Here is a 13,239-nt window from a genome sequence, read left to right on the forward strand (position 1 = left end):
TTCTTTGAAAACCCTCGCCGGTGCTGCTTTGGCCACTGTCATCGCTTTCCCTGCTTGGTCCGAAGGTCATACCGATGAATACATCGGTGCCAAAGGGTACGTCGGGGAAAAAGGCTACGTCGGTGAAGTGGCTGCACCGCAGCCCAAAGTGCAAGTGACCTATACCACGCACCGCAAACGCCTGCGTCACGTCCAGCAGTTTACCGTGCCAGGTTGTCCTCCACGTTTTACCGGCCCGTTTCGCGGTACATTGTACTGTGTGAACGGGCGGCCGATGCCGTGAAGCAGGGCGTTGCCTGATATGAAGATACTTGCAGGTGCCATTCTTGTGCTGGCGCTCACGGCCTGCGCTCCAGTGCAACAGGCCGTGGACAATACGGCCCGCGCGGGGGCCAAAGGCGTGGTGACAGAGACGCTGGCAACCCGGTTCCCACAGGTGCCGAAACAACTGATCACGCCGTTCACGGACTGCATCATCGACAATGCCTCTGCTCTTGAAATCCGGGATTTCGCCCGCGCCGCTGTGGTCGGTGTGGACGATCAGACTGTGACGACGATCCGTACAGTCCTGTCGCGACCCGAAACCGCGCAGTGTTTGCAAGCCCGCGCCCTGAGCAGCGGGCTGGTCTGAACGATGAATGCGATGACGACACCCTCGTTTGACAGTGCCGATACCGCCCCCGGTGCCGATGCGCTGCGCGAGGTATTTCGGACAGCAGACAAGGCGACGCGGCAACGGCTTGTACCGATCCTGCCGCCTCAGGTGATCGAATTCGCGGGCGTCTCCATGTACGTGGATCCACGCGACAATTACACCGACCGGATGATCTGGCGTGACGGACTGCCGCCCGAAATCAAATCTCTCACGGCGCTGACTGAACTGGTCGAAGGGCGCGATGCGTTCATCCTTGATATCGGCGCGAATTCCGGTGCCTTCACCATTCCACTGGCCGCTGCCGCCGGACCGGGTAGCAGGGTTATCGCGTTTGAGCCAAGTCCGGTGATGATTGGCCGTTTGGGTCACAACGTCAGACTGAACAATCTGGGCGAGGTCGTGCGGATCGAAGGCTGCGCGCTGGGCGATGAGGCAGGTGAGGCGATCCTGAACTTTCGCGAACGGAACTTTGGACAAGCCTCTCTGCTGCCGATCAAGGAGCGCGTCCGCGACGGCGGCACATTGGTTCCGGTACGCCGGTTTCTGGATTACACAGGTGAGGCCGAAGGCCACGCAGTCTCTGTCCTCAAGATCGACGTGGAGGGGGCTGAAGTATCGGTGCTTGGCCCACTTCTGGATGCCGGCGGCTGGCTGCCCGACGCGATGCTGATCGAAACCGATCACGCCGAGGAATGGGATACCGATCTGGTGGGCCAGATCACATCATTGGGTTATGAAGTGAGACTTCAGGCCGAACAAAACACGCTGTTTGTCCGCAAGCGTGCAGCATAGATGAAACGGGCAAGCCTCTGCCCCAACCACGGAGAAGCGACATGGTTCAGCTGACACTCCCCAAGAACTCCCGCATGACAAGCGGTAAGACCTGGCCGAAGCCGGAAGGTGGAACCAATCTCAAGGAATTCCACATCTATCGCTGGAACCCTGACGACGGCAAAAACCCGGCGTTGGATACATATTTTGTCGATCTGGATACCTGCGGCCCGATGATCCTCGACGCGCTGATCAAGATCAAAAACGAAATTGACCCGACCCTGACGTTCCGCCGCTCCTGCCGCGAAGGTATCTGTGGTTCCTGTGCGATGAACATCGACGGGATCAACACGCTCGCCTGTACCTACGGCGTGGCCGAGGTCAACGGCGTGGTCAAGATTTACCCGTTGCCGCATATGCCTGTCGTCAAGGACCTGATCCCCGATCTGACGCATTTCTATGCGCAGCACGCCAGCATCCAGCCCTGGCTTGAGACGGAAACGCCAGAGCCGGCGAAGGAATGGAAGCAGTCTGTCGAAGACCGTGAGAAACTGGACGGCCTCTACGAATGCATCATGTGTGCCTGCTGCACCACCTCTTGCCCCAGTTACTGGTGGAATGGCGATCGCTATCTTGGGCCAGCAGCCTTGCTGCATGCCTACCGCTGGATCATCGACAGCCGTGATGAAGCCACGGGCGAACGTCTGGATGATCTCGAAGACCCCTTCAAGCTGTACCGCTGTCACACTATCATGAACTGCGCCAAAACCTGCCCCAAAGGGCTGAACCCGGCTGCGGCGATTGCCAAGATCAAAAAACTGATGGTCGAGCGTACCGTCTGATTGTTTTGCGTTCCGCCTTTGGCTGGCCACCGCTTTTCTACGGGCGAGGGCAGTCAAAGGCTGGACGGGGGCCTCTGCCGCCCCGTAGTCTCCTGATGAACAAGGGGACCTTATGACCGATAACGCATTCACACCCGATATCATTATTATCGGCGCTGGCCTTGCGGGCATGGTCGCAGCGCACGAGGCCGTGTTGCGCGGCCGCAAGGTATTGATACTGGACCAGGAAGCACCGCAGTCCTTGGGCGGGCAGGCATTCTGGTCGCTGGGCGGGTTGTTCATGGTCGATACGCCTGAACAGCGCAGGCTGGGCATCCGTGACAGCCGCGAACTGGCCCTTCGGGATTGGATGGGGTCGGCACAATTTGACCGACCGGAAGACAAAAACCCAAAGAAATACGCCGAAGCCTTTGTGGACTGGGCTGCGGGCGGCATGCGGGGTTGGTGTCATGACATCGGCATGCGCTGGTTTCCGGTTGTGGGCTGGGCGGAACGGGGCGGCGCGCAGGCCGCAGGGCACGGAAATTCCGTGCCGAGGTTCCATATCACTTGGGGGACGGGCACGGGCGTGGTGGCCCCCTTTGTCAAACGGATGACGCAATACGCTGCTGATGGCCAAGTGAAACTCGGTTTTCGCCGCCGCGTGACGGAGTTGCTGACCGCAGGCGGCGCAGTCACGGGTGTCCGGGGGGAGGTCCTTGAAGATACCAATGCGGCACGAGGGCAAAGTACATCACGCACCGCAACGGGCAGCTTTGAATATCATGCCGAGGCGGTAATCCTTGCCACGGGCGGCATCGGCGGCAATCCGGCAATGGTGCGCAAGAACTGGCCTGTCGACAGGCTGGGCAAACCGCCAGGCAAGATGGTCGCGGGGGTGCCGGATTATGTGGATGGCAAGATGCACGGGATTGCGCGCAAAGCGGGCGCAGGGCTGATCAACGAAGACCGCATGTGGCATTATTGCGAAGGGGTGAAGAACTGGAACCCGATTTGGCCGAACCACGGCATACGCATTCTGCCGGGGCCGTCCTCGATCTGGTTCGACGCAAAGGGTGTGCGGATGGAAGCGCCCTGTCTGCCGGGCTTCGACACGCTTGGCACCCTCAAGCGCATTCTGTCTGCGGGCGAGCACAGTTGGTTCATCCTCACGCAAAAGATCATTGAAAAGGAGTTCGCCCTGTCAGGATCCGAGCAGAACCCCGATCTGACAGAAGGCGGATGGATGGATGTGATCAAGGCCCGATTGGGCAAGGGGGCCACGCCCGCGGTCGAAGCTTTCAAGCGGGAAGGCGAAGATTTTGTTGTCGCAGATGATCTTGAAACGCTGGTGGCCGGCATGAACAAGATCACGCCAGAACACCCTCTGACCGTCGACGTCTTGCGCCCACAGATCGAAGCGCGGGATGCGCAACTGGACAATCCATTTGCCAAGGATGCACAGATCACCGCCATTCGGGGTGCCCGCGCGTATAAGGGGGACAAGCTGATCCGTACGGCGAAACCCCATGCCATCCTCGACAAGGCCAACGGTCCGCTGATCGCTGTGCGGTTGAACATCCTGACACGGAAATCACTGGGTGGAATACATACGGACATTGACGGCCGTGTGCTGACACCAGCAGGAGAAATTTTGCCCGGTCTCTTCGCTGCGGGCGAGGTTTGCGGCTTTGGCGGTGGCGGTTATCACGGTTACAACGCGCTTGAGGGGACGTTTCTGGGCGGATGTCTGTTCTCGGGCCGACGTGCGGGGCAAAACGCATGAAAGGTTCAATGCCATCCGATGCCCAAGCCCGCCGCGATATTGAGCCGGTGATTTGTTATCCGGTCGAAACGCTCCCGCAGCCTGATATGGCGCTCCTGCATGAAGCTCGCCAAACGCTGGCCAAGGTGGATGAAGTCATCGTGCCGCCCCGTGACGCACGCTGTTTTAGCGTGCCTGCCGGACATTTCTTTCGCATCACATCTGTTGAGGGGGCGCAGGTCGGTGATTTGAACCTGTGGAACGCGCATGATCTGAATGAGCGGTTCTATTCCGGCAAAACCCGCGCTCTGCATGGCACCCATATCACCACCGGAGAGCGTATGTGGTCCAGCTTTCCCGCGATGCGGCCGATGGCGACGATCACCCATGACACGCTGGGCTGGTACGGCATCGACGCCTATGGCGGATCGGTCCATGATGTGATTGGCACGCGCTGTGACCCATACACGCACCACTTGTTGAAGGGTGGGCAGTACCATCACTGCTGCCACTCAAATCTTACCCGCGCCTTGTCCGAGCATTTGTCGCTGCCGCTAACAGAGGCGGAAGCCCATGTGCACGACGTGCTGAATGTCTTTATGTGTACTGGTTTTACCCGTGATACGGGTCAGTACTTTATGAAGGCCAGCCCGGTTCGGCCCGCCGATTATCTGGAGTTCTTTGCAGAGATTGACCTGCTCGGCGGTCTTTCGGCCTGCCCCGGCGGGGATTGCTCTGCCGAGCATTCGTCGGATGTGGCGGCGTGCTTTCCTTTACAGGTCGAAGTATTCAAACCCGAAGCCGATTTGCTAAGCCAAATGAATGCATCGAGTCCGAGCGGATACGACAGAAGCCACGGCACCTGATACGCAGCGTTCACCCGCTTGCGAATGCGGCTTCCAACGCGATTTCGACCATATCGCCAAACGTCTTTTCGCGGTCTTCTGAAGGCAGCGCTTCGCCGGTTTGCAGGTGATCCGAAACGGTCAATACCGCCAGCGCCCGCCGTCCGTGCCGAGCCGCAAGCGTGTAGAGTTCTGCGGCCTCCATCTCGACCCCCAGAATACCGTGCCGGACCATCTGCTCGTCCAGATCAGGCCGCTCTGCATAGAACACATCGGAAGAATAGATGCCGCCCACATGGGTGGTCGTATCTCTCGCCTCAGCGGCAGTTACCGCCGCACGGAGCAGAGACCAGTCCGCCGAAGGCGCGTAGTTGATCTCGCGGAAAATACCGGAGGAGGGCGAGGTGATGGTGCTGGCGGTCATGGCGATGATCACATCGCGGATGCCCACATGCGGTTGCATCCCACCACAAGAGCCGATGCGGATAAGCGTCTGCGCATTGTAGCTGCTGATCAATTCGTTGGCATAAATCGAGAGCGATGGCATGCCCATGCCCGACCCTTGAATTGTTACCCTGTGCCCTTTCCAGGTGCCGGTAAAGCCAAGCATCCCGCGCACCTCGTTCACCAGTTTGGCATCGTCAAGGAATGTTTCGGCCGCCCATTTCGCGCGGTAAGGATCGCCCGGCATCAAGACGGTTTCGGCGATGTCATCCGGGGCGGCACCTATGTGAACTGTCATTCTATTCTCTCTCTAACGGTGTGGTGCATATGCAAATACACTCTGTGCGGGCCGAAAGTGCGAGGCGGAAAATCGCCTGTTGAGGGAGGCAATATGCATAGCCGCAACCAAAGGGAATAGTCGCCCCGCCACTTTGTCGAATCACCATTGGAATAAATGGCGGCGTTTGCCGCGCTTTATCCGGTAAACTGGTTAACAAGTATAACGGGAGCGGGTCAGATTTCCAGAGACTCTGGCGAAGCGCCTGCTGCGATCTGTTCTTTAAACCAATTTGGCTGACGCCCTTTTCCGGTCCAGGTCTGAGAGCTATCAGCTGGGTTCGCATATTTCGCGACAGATTTCACTTTCGGCTTTTTCGCCTTTGATTTCTTGGCCTTCGGCTTTGCCACGTCTTCTTCTGACAATTCGGATAGGGAATAGCCAAATTCGGCTGCTGCTTTTGCGGCGGCTTTTTTGGCTTCTCGCTTGTCGCGCGCTTCGGCATTTTTCAGCGCGCGCTTTACATCCATAAGATGTTTCTCAAGCTGCTTGCGGCTGAGTGTAGAAAGGTCGATTTGCATAGGTTCAATCCCTTTTTATGCAGATTATACTACAGGGAATTAACCATCCGCTAACGGATTAAAAGACGCAATTTCCCTCACAGCCACTGATCGGGATACAGGAGAGCCAATTCGGCAGCCTGATTTAACGGGTGCCTCGTTATTGTGCAGCGACTGCGGTTGGATCAGCCAAAACAACGATATCCTGCATGATCGTGTTCAGCTCGAAGTCCTTTGGCGTATAGACTCGCGCGACACCCATTGCTTTTAGCCGGGCGGCATCATCATCGGGAATGATACCGCCGACGATAACGGGGATATGGCCGAGGCCGGCGTCACGCATTTGCGCCATCAAGTCTTCTACCAGCGGAATATGCGAGCCGGAAAGGATGGATAGGCCAACCACATGTGCGTCATCTGCACGCGCGGCTTTCACAATCTCTGCCGGGGTCAGGCGGATCCCCTCATAGGCGATGTCCATCCCGCAATCACGAGCGCGTACCGCAATTTGTTCGGCACCATTTGAATGGCCATCAAGGCCCGGCTTGCCTACAAGAAACTTCAAGCGGCGGCCCAGCTTGTCGCTGACTGCATTCACCGCTTCGCGCAGATCATCCAATCCTTCGGTTTTGTTCGACTGGCCCTTGGCCACGCCTGTGGGGCCACGGTATTCGCCATGCACGGCCCGCATCTGCGCCGCCCATTCACCTGTTGTCACCCCGGCTTTGGCTGCAGCGACTGACGCGGGCATCACATTGCGCCCTTCCGCGGCAGCGGCCCTGAGCTCGGCCAGAGCGGCAGTGACCGCCGCCTCGTCGCGTTCGGCACGCCATGCGTTCAAGCGACCGATTTGGTCAGCCTCTACCGCCGGATCGACCACCATGATGCCGCCATCGCCGGTCATCAGTGGCGATGGTTCGCCTTGTTGCCACTTGTTCACACCAACGACGACAGTCTCGCCTGCCTCAATACGGCCCAGACGGTCCGAATTGCTTTCGACCAGGCGGCCCTTCATATAGTCGATCGCATCAATCGCGCCGCCCATGCCGTCAAGCAGCGCCAATTCTGCGCGCGCGCCGTCTTTCAATTCCTCGACTTTGGCATCGACCGCAGGGTTGCCATCAAACAGATCGTCGAATTCCAGCAGATCTGTTTCATAAGCCAGAATTTGCTGCATCCGCATGGACCATTGCTGATCCCAGGGGCGCGGCAGACCTAAGGCTTCATTCCACGCGGGCAATTGTACGGCACGGGCTCGGGCCTTTTTCGAAAGGGTCACCGCCAGCATTTCGATCAGAATACGGTAGACGTTATTCTCGGGCTGCTGTTCGGTCAGTCCCAGTGAATTGACTTGCACACCATAGCGAAAGCGCCGGTATTTCGGATCAGTCACGCCATAGCGGGTCTCGCAAATCTCGTCCCACAGATCGACAAATGCGCGCATCTTGCACATCTCGGTCACGAAACGGATGCCGGCGTTCACAAAGAAAGAGATCCGTCCTACGAGGGCAGGGAAGTCTTTTTCCTCGACGCGCGGGCGCAATTGATCGAGCACGGCGGTCGCTGTCGCGAGTGCAAAGGCCAGTTCCTGTTCGGGCGTCGCACCTGCCTCTTGCAGGTGGTAGGAACAGACATTCATCGGGTTCCATTTCGGAACATTTGTATAGCAATATTCGGCAACATCCGCGATCATCTTGAGCGATGGTGCAGGTGGGCAGATATAGGTACCGCGCGACAGGTATTCCTTGATCAGGTCGTTCTGAACCGTTCCCTGCAATTGCGAAATATCGGCACCCTGTTCTTCGGCCACTGCAATATAGAGCGAAAGCAACCAAGGCGCAGTCGCGTTGATCGTCATCGAGGTGTTCATCTGATCCAGCGGAATATCGCGGAACAGCATCCGCATATCACCCAGATGGCTAACAGGCACACCGACCTTGCCCACTTCACCCCGCGACAGAATGTGATCGCTGTCATAGCCGGTTTGCGTGGGCAGATCGAATGCCACCGAAAGGCCGGTCTGGCCTTTTGCAAGGTTCGAACGATAAAGCGCATTAGACGCTTCTGCGGTCGAATGACCGGCATAAGTGCGGATCAGCCAGGGACGGTCTTTGGTTTGGTTGGACATGGTCGGCTCCTTGGCTGGGCTGAATCAGAATAGCAATATTGTTGCGTTGATTGCTGTTTAGGCGACAGATTATGCCAATGTCAATTCGCCTTGCTGCATTGCGGCATGATGCGGCGGGATTGAATGCATGGCAATAGGGAGTAACGCGGTGCGACACCCCAGTGTGAGTGCGCATATCTGCCCTTATTTTGAGGCGATCCACCGGCTGACAGCCAGCGATATCGGATATTGTCCTGAGGCGCAGAGCCTGAAAAGATAAGCTATGACGCAAACCGTGCAGCTTCCGCTCTGGCTCTTTATTCTGATCATGCTCTTTGCGACCGTGACAGCGCTCAGCCACTTTCTTTTGCCCTCGGTGCGCTGGTTCTTTCGCCGTCGGTTGGAAAAAGCGGTCAAACGGCTGAACACGCGGCTGAAACGCCCGATTGAGCCGTTCAAGCTGGCCAGACGCTATGATATGATCCAGCGTCTGATTTACGACCCCGAAGTCACACGCGAAATTGTGAATTACGCCCGCACCCACGATGTGCCTGAAAACGTGGCATTTGAGAAAGCCCGCGTATATGCCCGCGAAATTGTGCCCAGCTTTTCTGCGTTTGCCTATTTCAGTTTCGGCATCCGTGTGGCGCGGCTGTTGGCGAAATCTGTTTACCGAATTGAAACTGCGCGAGGCAATGATGCGGTGTTCACCGCAATCCCCAAGGATGCCACCGTGGTCTTTGTGATGAACCACCGCAGCAATATGGACTATGTTCTGGTCACCTATCTCGCGGCCCGCGATACGTCGCTTTCTTATGCGGTGGGTGAATGGGCGCGGGTCTGGCCGCTCAGTTGGCTGATCAAATCGCTCGGTGCCTATTTTATCCGTCGCCGCTCGCGCGGGAACCTCTACCGCAAGGTGCTGGCACGATATGTCCAGATGGCCACGGCAGGCGGCGTCAATCAGGCGTTCTATCCCGAAGGGGGGCTAAGCCTGACGGGCAAGCTGCAGCCGCCCAAACTGGGGCTGATGTCCTATTTAGTGGAAGGGTTCGATCCGGAAGGTGCGCGAGATGTGGTCTTTGTCCCGGTTGCCATTAATTATGACCGCGTATTGGAAGACCGGGTGCTGATCGCCGCCGCTGAACGGGGCGACCGGCGGTTTGGCGCACGGATCACCGTGGTTGTTGGCTTTATCCTCCGCAAATTCTGGCAGCGGATGACACTACAGGAAACACGTTTCGGAACGGCAGCCGTCGCTTTTGGTGCGCCCCTCTCCCTGCGCGGCGCAGGGCAGGAGGCCGAAATCGAAGGGTTGTCAGAGGATTTGATGGGCCGGATAGCAAAAGCGATGCCGGTGCCAATTGTGCCGGTCATCGCGCATATTCTTTTGAAGGAAGCCGTAGCGCCCGATGCCTTGGGGGCGGAAGTGGCAAAAGTCTTTGATCGCGTGCCGCATGCGAACCGGGTTGTAGATGCCGAAGACATGACAGTCGAAGTCGACCGGGCGACGAAGGGCCTTGCAGACCGCGGCTTGATTGAAAAACAGGCGGGGCAATGGACCATTGCCGACGGTCAAATCTCGGTACTGACCTTCTATGCAAATTCGATTGCACATTTTATGCATGACGACCAGTCTGAGAATGCTGCGCCTGCACAAGAAATTTCTGCATCTGCTGGGTTATAAAATTTCAAAAAATGCGGGTCGGCGGTTGCATTGTTGCGTGTGTGGTCATATCCCACCAGTATAACTTCGCGATTCTGCATCGCGGCAATTGAGCAACGAACCCTTCAGGAGGCCCCCCATGGCACTCGACATCACCATTGCGCAGTATGACGCACCCGAAAAGGACCTCTATGAATTGGGCGAAATGCCCCCGATGGGCCATGTCCCCAAGCAGATGTATGCCTGGGCGATCCGCCGGGAGCGGCACGGGGAGCCGAACACGGCGATGGTCGAAGAGGTCGTGGACGTGCCGGAGCTGGACAGCCAGGATGTGCTTGTCCTCGTGATGGCGGCGGGTGTGAACTACAATGGCGTCTGGGCGGCCCTTGGACAGCCGATCAGTCCATTTGACGGCCACAGACAGCCCTACCATATCGCGGGCTCTGATGCTGCCGGCATCGTTTGGGCCGTGGGTGACAAGGTCAAGCGCTGGAAGGTCGGCGACGAGGTCGTAATCCACTGCAACCAGGACGATGGCGACGACGAGGAATGCAACGGTGGCGATCCTATGTATTCGCCCACGCAGCGCATCTGGGGCTACGAGACTCCGGACGGATCCTTCAGCCAGTTCACCCGCGTGCAGTCACAGCAGTTGATGCCGCGTCCCAAGCATCTGACCTGGGAAGAAGCGGCCTGCTATACGCTGACACTGGCCACCGCCTACCGGATGCTTTTTGGTCACGAGCCCCATGACCTGAAGCCGGGCCAGAACGTGTTGGTCTGGGGCGCGTCAGGCGGTCTTGGCTCCTATGCGATTCAGCTCATCAACACTGCTGGGGCGAACGCCATCGGCGTGATTTCAGACGAAAGCAAACGCGACTTTGTCATGGATCTGGGTGCCAAAGGCGTACTGAACCGCAAGGATTTCAATTGCTGGGGTCAATTGCCCAAGGTGGGCAGCGAGGAATACGCCACATGGTTTGCCGAGACGCGCAAGTTTGGCAAGGCGATCTGGGACATCACCGGCAAGGGCGTGAACGTCGACATGGTGTTTGAACACCCCGGCGAAAGCACATTCCCGGTTTCGACCTTTGTTGTGAAAAAGGGCGGCATGGTCGTGATCTGTGCGGGCACCACCGGGTTCAACCTGACATTCGACGTACGCTATATGTGGATGCACCAGAAGCGCCTTCAGGGCAGCCACTTTGCCCATCTCAAACAGGCATCAGCTGCCAATAAACTGATGTTAGAGCGCCGCCTTGATCCCTGCATGTCAGAAGTTTTCGCTTGGAACGACCTGCCGGAGGCGCACATGAAGATGATGCGCAACGAGCACAAGCCGGGCAACATGGCGGTGCTGGTGCAGTCGCCAACCACGGGTCTGCGCACGTTGGAAGATGCGCTGGACGCCCGCAAGTAACCTTTGATTGTTTTCGCTTTGGAAACCTCGCCCGCGAATCATTGAATTGGTTCGCGGGTATTTCTTTGCGGACATCCAGCTTCCTGCCAGTTCAAATAGTTAGAAATTCCGGTCTCGCCATTTTTGGGGAGTAGAAACCAGCGAATTTCTTGGAAAAAGCCCTACATGCTATAGTTGTGTTAATACTCTGTTAACTATTAAAGGGCGACTCTTGCTATGCGAAGTGACTGGATTTTGGACGTTCTGGCCGACCTGAAAACTTTTGCATTGTCGATGGATTTGCCCGGCCTTGCCGAGCAACTAGACGACACTGCCCTTGTTGCAATGGCCGAGATCGCTTCCCTTGAAGAGAGGCTGCAAGCGCAAGCAAATGGGCAAAACAAATCAACTGGAGTCCATTCTGGAGAGCTTGGAGCAAGCTGACGCTCTGGCAGGACTTCAAGAGGCCACTGAAGCACTGCAAAACCATTTCAATGTCGATCACATCGCCTACCATTGGGTCGATTCCGCGGGGGACCAATACGGCTGCGGTACATACTCTAAAGACTGGCAGGACCGCTACATCGCGCAGAACTACCAAAGGATCGATCCGGTGGTCATCGGCTGCTACCAGCGCTTTCATCCCGTTGACTGGAAGCAATTCGATTGGTCATCCAAAGCGGCGCGCGCTTTTCAACTCGAAGCAATCGAATACGGGATCGGCAATCAGGGATATTCTGTTCCGGTACGCGGACCCAACGGACAGTTCGCCTTGTTCACCGTAAACCATACCTGCGATGATGACGCATGGGCAAATTTTTCGGAAAACCACCGGCGCGAATTGATCCTGATCGCCTATTACCTAAATGAAAAAGCGCTGGAGTTTGAACCCGAACGTAGACCAGAGGCCGCGCAAGCGCTTAGCCCTCGCGAAGTGGACGCGATCACGCTGCTAGCCATCGGCTATAACCGCGCACAGGTGGCCAATACGCTGTCGATCTCGGAGCATACGCTGCGCGTCTATATCGAAAGCGCGCGGTTCAAACTTGGCGCGTTGAATACGACCCATGCCGTGGCCCGCGCTCTTAGCCGGGGCTTGATCGTCGTATAGGCGACTAGCAGGGCCTACCGCGACTTGTCCGCCTTTCCTGTTGCGCATTTATCCAGTCTTACGAACGCTGCCTTGCGCCCGCGTTAAGGGACGGCAAAGTAACTCTTTGGTCATACCTCAACCAGACCGGAGAGCCTTATGCTGCGTTACCTCAATGCCGATCAACTGCACCAGCATCCTGACCTTGCACGCGGCATGTTTCAAGACCGGGCGGACCAGTTCAAAGCCCGTCTGGGTTGGGAGGTGAGCGTTGATGCGGCGGGCGAGGAACGCGACGACTATGACGCAAAAAACCCGCTTTATGTGATCTGGGAAGAACCCGATGGCAGCCACGGCGGCTCGATGCGGTTTTTACCCACCACTGGCCCGGTTATGGTGAACGATCACTTTGGCGATCTGATCGAAGGACCGATCGCCAGCCCCCTGATATGGGAATGCACGCGTTTTTGTCTGCGGCGCGGCGCGGGCGCACATGTGGCGGCAGCGCTTATGTTGGGCGGGGGCGAAATCATGCAAGGCTTTGGCATCAAACACTTTGTCGGCGTGTTCGACGCGCGCATGGTGCGTATTTACCGGATGATCGGTTCCTCGCCCGAGGTACTGGGTAGCCAAGGCACGGGCCGCGACCAGATTTCCGTGGGCCTGTGGAATTTCACGGATGAAGCACAGACGCAGATATTAGCCCGCTCTGGTGTTACCCCTGAACAATCGCGGTTCTGGTTCGATCAGGCGATGGGCGGTTTTCGCCATCAGCCTTGGGCAAAAACCGCCTGAAAAGCGTCGATCCTGCTGGTCCCTGTGCAGCGCCTTGCGTAGAC

General features: G+C 57.4%; 13 protein-coding genes. 10 read left to right on the top strand and 3 right to left on the bottom strand.

Annotated elements, in window-relative coordinates; genetic code table 11:
• Positions 1 to 4: 4 nt before the first annotated feature.
• The 6 genes from Z945_RS0110865 (at position 5) to Z945_RS0110890 (ending at position 4,878) form a co-directional block, all read left to right on the top strand.
• Positions 5 to 283: a hypothetical protein gene (locus Z945_RS0110865; protein ID WP_152541113.1), complete on the top strand. Its 279-nt coding sequence runs from the start codon at positions 5 to 7 to the stop codon at positions 281 to 283.
• Between the two features lie 18 nt (positions 284 to 301).
• On the top strand, positions 302 to 631 hold the full coding sequence (locus Z945_RS0110870; protein ID WP_025052134.1) for a hypothetical protein: 330 nt from the start codon (positions 302 to 304) through the stop codon (positions 629 to 631).
• Positions 632 to 643: 12 nt separating this feature from the next.
• On the top strand, positions 644 to 1,447 hold the full coding sequence (locus tag Z945_RS0110875; protein ID WP_241434497.1) for an FkbM family methyltransferase: 804 nt from the start codon (positions 644 to 646) through the stop codon (positions 1,445 to 1,447).
• Between the two features lie 41 nt (positions 1,448 to 1,488).
• Positions 1,489 to 2,268 carry a succinate dehydrogenase iron-sulfur subunit gene (locus tag Z945_RS0110880; protein WP_025052136.1) on the top strand — a complete coding sequence of 260 codons (780 nt, stop codon included), beginning with the start codon at positions 1,489 to 1,491 and terminating at the stop codon, positions 2,266 to 2,268.
• Between the two features lie 112 nt (positions 2,269 to 2,380).
• Positions 2,381 to 4,033 carry an FAD-binding dehydrogenase gene (locus Z945_RS0110885; protein WP_025052137.1) on the top strand — a complete coding sequence of 551 codons (1,653 nt, stop codon included), beginning with the start codon at positions 2,381 to 2,383 and terminating at the stop codon, positions 4,031 to 4,033.
• Complete coding sequence (locus tag Z945_RS0110890; RefSeq protein WP_025052138.1) at positions 4,030 to 4,878, top strand: urea carboxylase-associated family protein; 849 nt, start codon at positions 4,030 to 4,032, stop codon at positions 4,876 to 4,878. The genes Z945_RS0110885 and Z945_RS0110890 overlap by 4 nt, the downstream gene beginning before the upstream one ends.
• A 10-nt stretch (positions 4,879 to 4,888) precedes the next feature.
• Here Z945_RS0110890 and deoD read toward each other — a convergent pair whose 3' ends face one another.
• The 3 genes from deoD to Z945_RS0110905 form a co-directional block, all read right to left on the bottom strand.
• Positions 4,889 to 5,599, bottom strand: coding sequence for a purine-nucleoside phosphorylase (gene deoD / locus Z945_RS0110895; RefSeq protein ID WP_025052139.1), 711 nt, complete (start codon positions 5,597 to 5,599; stop codon positions 4,889 to 4,891).
• Positions 5,600 to 5,814: 215 nt separating this feature from the next.
• Positions 5,815 to 6,159 carry an H-NS histone family protein gene (locus Z945_RS0110900; RefSeq protein WP_025052140.1) on the bottom strand — a complete coding sequence of 115 codons (345 nt, stop codon included), beginning with the start codon at positions 6,157 to 6,159 and terminating at the stop codon, positions 5,815 to 5,817.
• Positions 6,160 to 6,298: 139 nt separating this feature from the next.
• The gene (locus tag Z945_RS0110905) at positions 6,299 to 8,266 is read right to left on the bottom strand and encodes a protein meaA (protein WP_025052141.1); all 1,968 of its coding nucleotides are present in this window, start codon (positions 8,264 to 8,266) and stop codon (positions 6,299 to 6,301) included.
• 262 nt (positions 8,267 to 8,528) lie between these two features.
• Here Z945_RS0110905 and Z945_RS0110910 point away from each other — a divergent pair, with 262 nt between their 5' ends.
• The 4 genes from Z945_RS0110910 to Z945_RS0110930 all read left to right on the top strand — a co-directional run bounded on the left by Z945_RS0110910 (position 8,529) and on the right by Z945_RS0110930 (position 13,195).
• Positions 8,529 to 9,932 carry a 1-acyl-sn-glycerol-3-phosphate acyltransferase gene (locus Z945_RS0110910; protein WP_025052142.1) on the top strand — a complete coding sequence of 468 codons (1,404 nt, stop codon included), beginning with the start codon at positions 8,529 to 8,531 and terminating at the stop codon, positions 9,930 to 9,932.
• 118 nt (positions 9,933 to 10,050) lie between these two features.
• Entirely contained in the window at positions 10,051 to 11,331 is a 1,281-nt protein-coding gene (ccrA, locus tag Z945_RS0110915) for a crotonyl-CoA carboxylase/reductase (protein WP_025052143.1), read from the top strand.
• Positions 11,332 to 11,701: 370 nt separating this feature from the next.
• Entirely contained in the window at positions 11,702 to 12,421 is a 720-nt protein-coding gene (locus Z945_RS0110925) for a helix-turn-helix transcriptional regulator (RefSeq protein WP_025052145.1), read from the top strand.
• Between the two features lie 138 nt (positions 12,422 to 12,559).
• Positions 12,560 to 13,195 carry an acyl-homoserine-lactone synthase gene (locus Z945_RS0110930; RefSeq protein ID WP_025052146.1) on the top strand — a complete coding sequence of 212 codons (636 nt, stop codon included), beginning with the start codon at positions 12,560 to 12,562 and terminating at the stop codon, positions 13,193 to 13,195.
• The last annotated feature ends 44 nt before the right edge of the window (positions 13,196 to 13,239 follow it).

Source organism: Sulfitobacter noctilucae (genome assembly GCF_000622365.1).
Lineage (GTDB): Bacteria > Pseudomonadota > Alphaproteobacteria > Rhodobacterales > Rhodobacteraceae > Sulfitobacter > Sulfitobacter noctilucae.

What these genes read in the sequence shown, in the direction of transcription:
- Z945_RS0110870 (WP_025052134.1), top strand. Translation starts at nt 302, where the DNA reads ATGAAGATACTTGCAGGTGCCATTCTTGTGCTGGCGCTCACGGCCTGC.
- Z945_RS0110875 (WP_241434497.1), top strand. Translation starts at nt 644, where the DNA reads ATGACGACACCCTCGTTTGACAGTGCCGATACCGCCCCCGGTGCCGAT.
- Z945_RS0110880 (WP_025052136.1), top strand. Translation starts at nt 1,489, where the DNA reads ATGGTTCAGCTGACACTCCCCAAGAACTCCCGCATGACAAGCGGTAAG.
- Z945_RS0110885 (WP_025052137.1), top strand. Translation starts at nt 2,381, where the DNA reads ATGACCGATAACGCATTCACACCCGATATCATTATTATCGGCGCTGGC.
- Z945_RS0110890 (WP_025052138.1), top strand. Translation starts at nt 4,030, where the DNA reads ATGAAAGGTTCAATGCCATCCGATGCCCAAGCCCGCCGCGATATTGAG.
- deoD (WP_025052139.1), bottom strand. Translation starts at nt 5,599, where the DNA reads ATGACAGTTCACATAGGTGCCGCCCCGGATGACATCGCCGAAACCGTC.
- Z945_RS0110900 (WP_025052140.1), bottom strand. Translation starts at nt 6,159, where the DNA reads ATGCAAATCGACCTTTCTACACTCAGCCGCAAGCAGCTTGAGAAACAT.
- Z945_RS0110905 (WP_025052141.1), bottom strand. Translation starts at nt 8,266, where the DNA reads ATGTCCAACCAAACCAAAGACCGTCCCTGGCTGATCCGCACTTATGCC.
- Z945_RS0110910 (WP_025052142.1), top strand. Translation starts at nt 8,529, where the DNA reads ATGACGCAAACCGTGCAGCTTCCGCTCTGGCTCTTTATTCTGATCATG.
- ccrA (WP_025052143.1), top strand. Translation starts at nt 10,051, where the DNA reads ATGGCACTCGACATCACCATTGCGCAGTATGACGCACCCGAAAAGGAC.
- Z945_RS0110925 (WP_025052145.1), top strand. Translation starts at nt 11,702, where the DNA reads ATGGGCAAAACAAATCAACTGGAGTCCATTCTGGAGAGCTTGGAGCAA.
- Z945_RS0110930 (WP_025052146.1), top strand. Translation starts at nt 12,560, where the DNA reads ATGCTGCGTTACCTCAATGCCGATCAACTGCACCAGCATCCTGACCTT.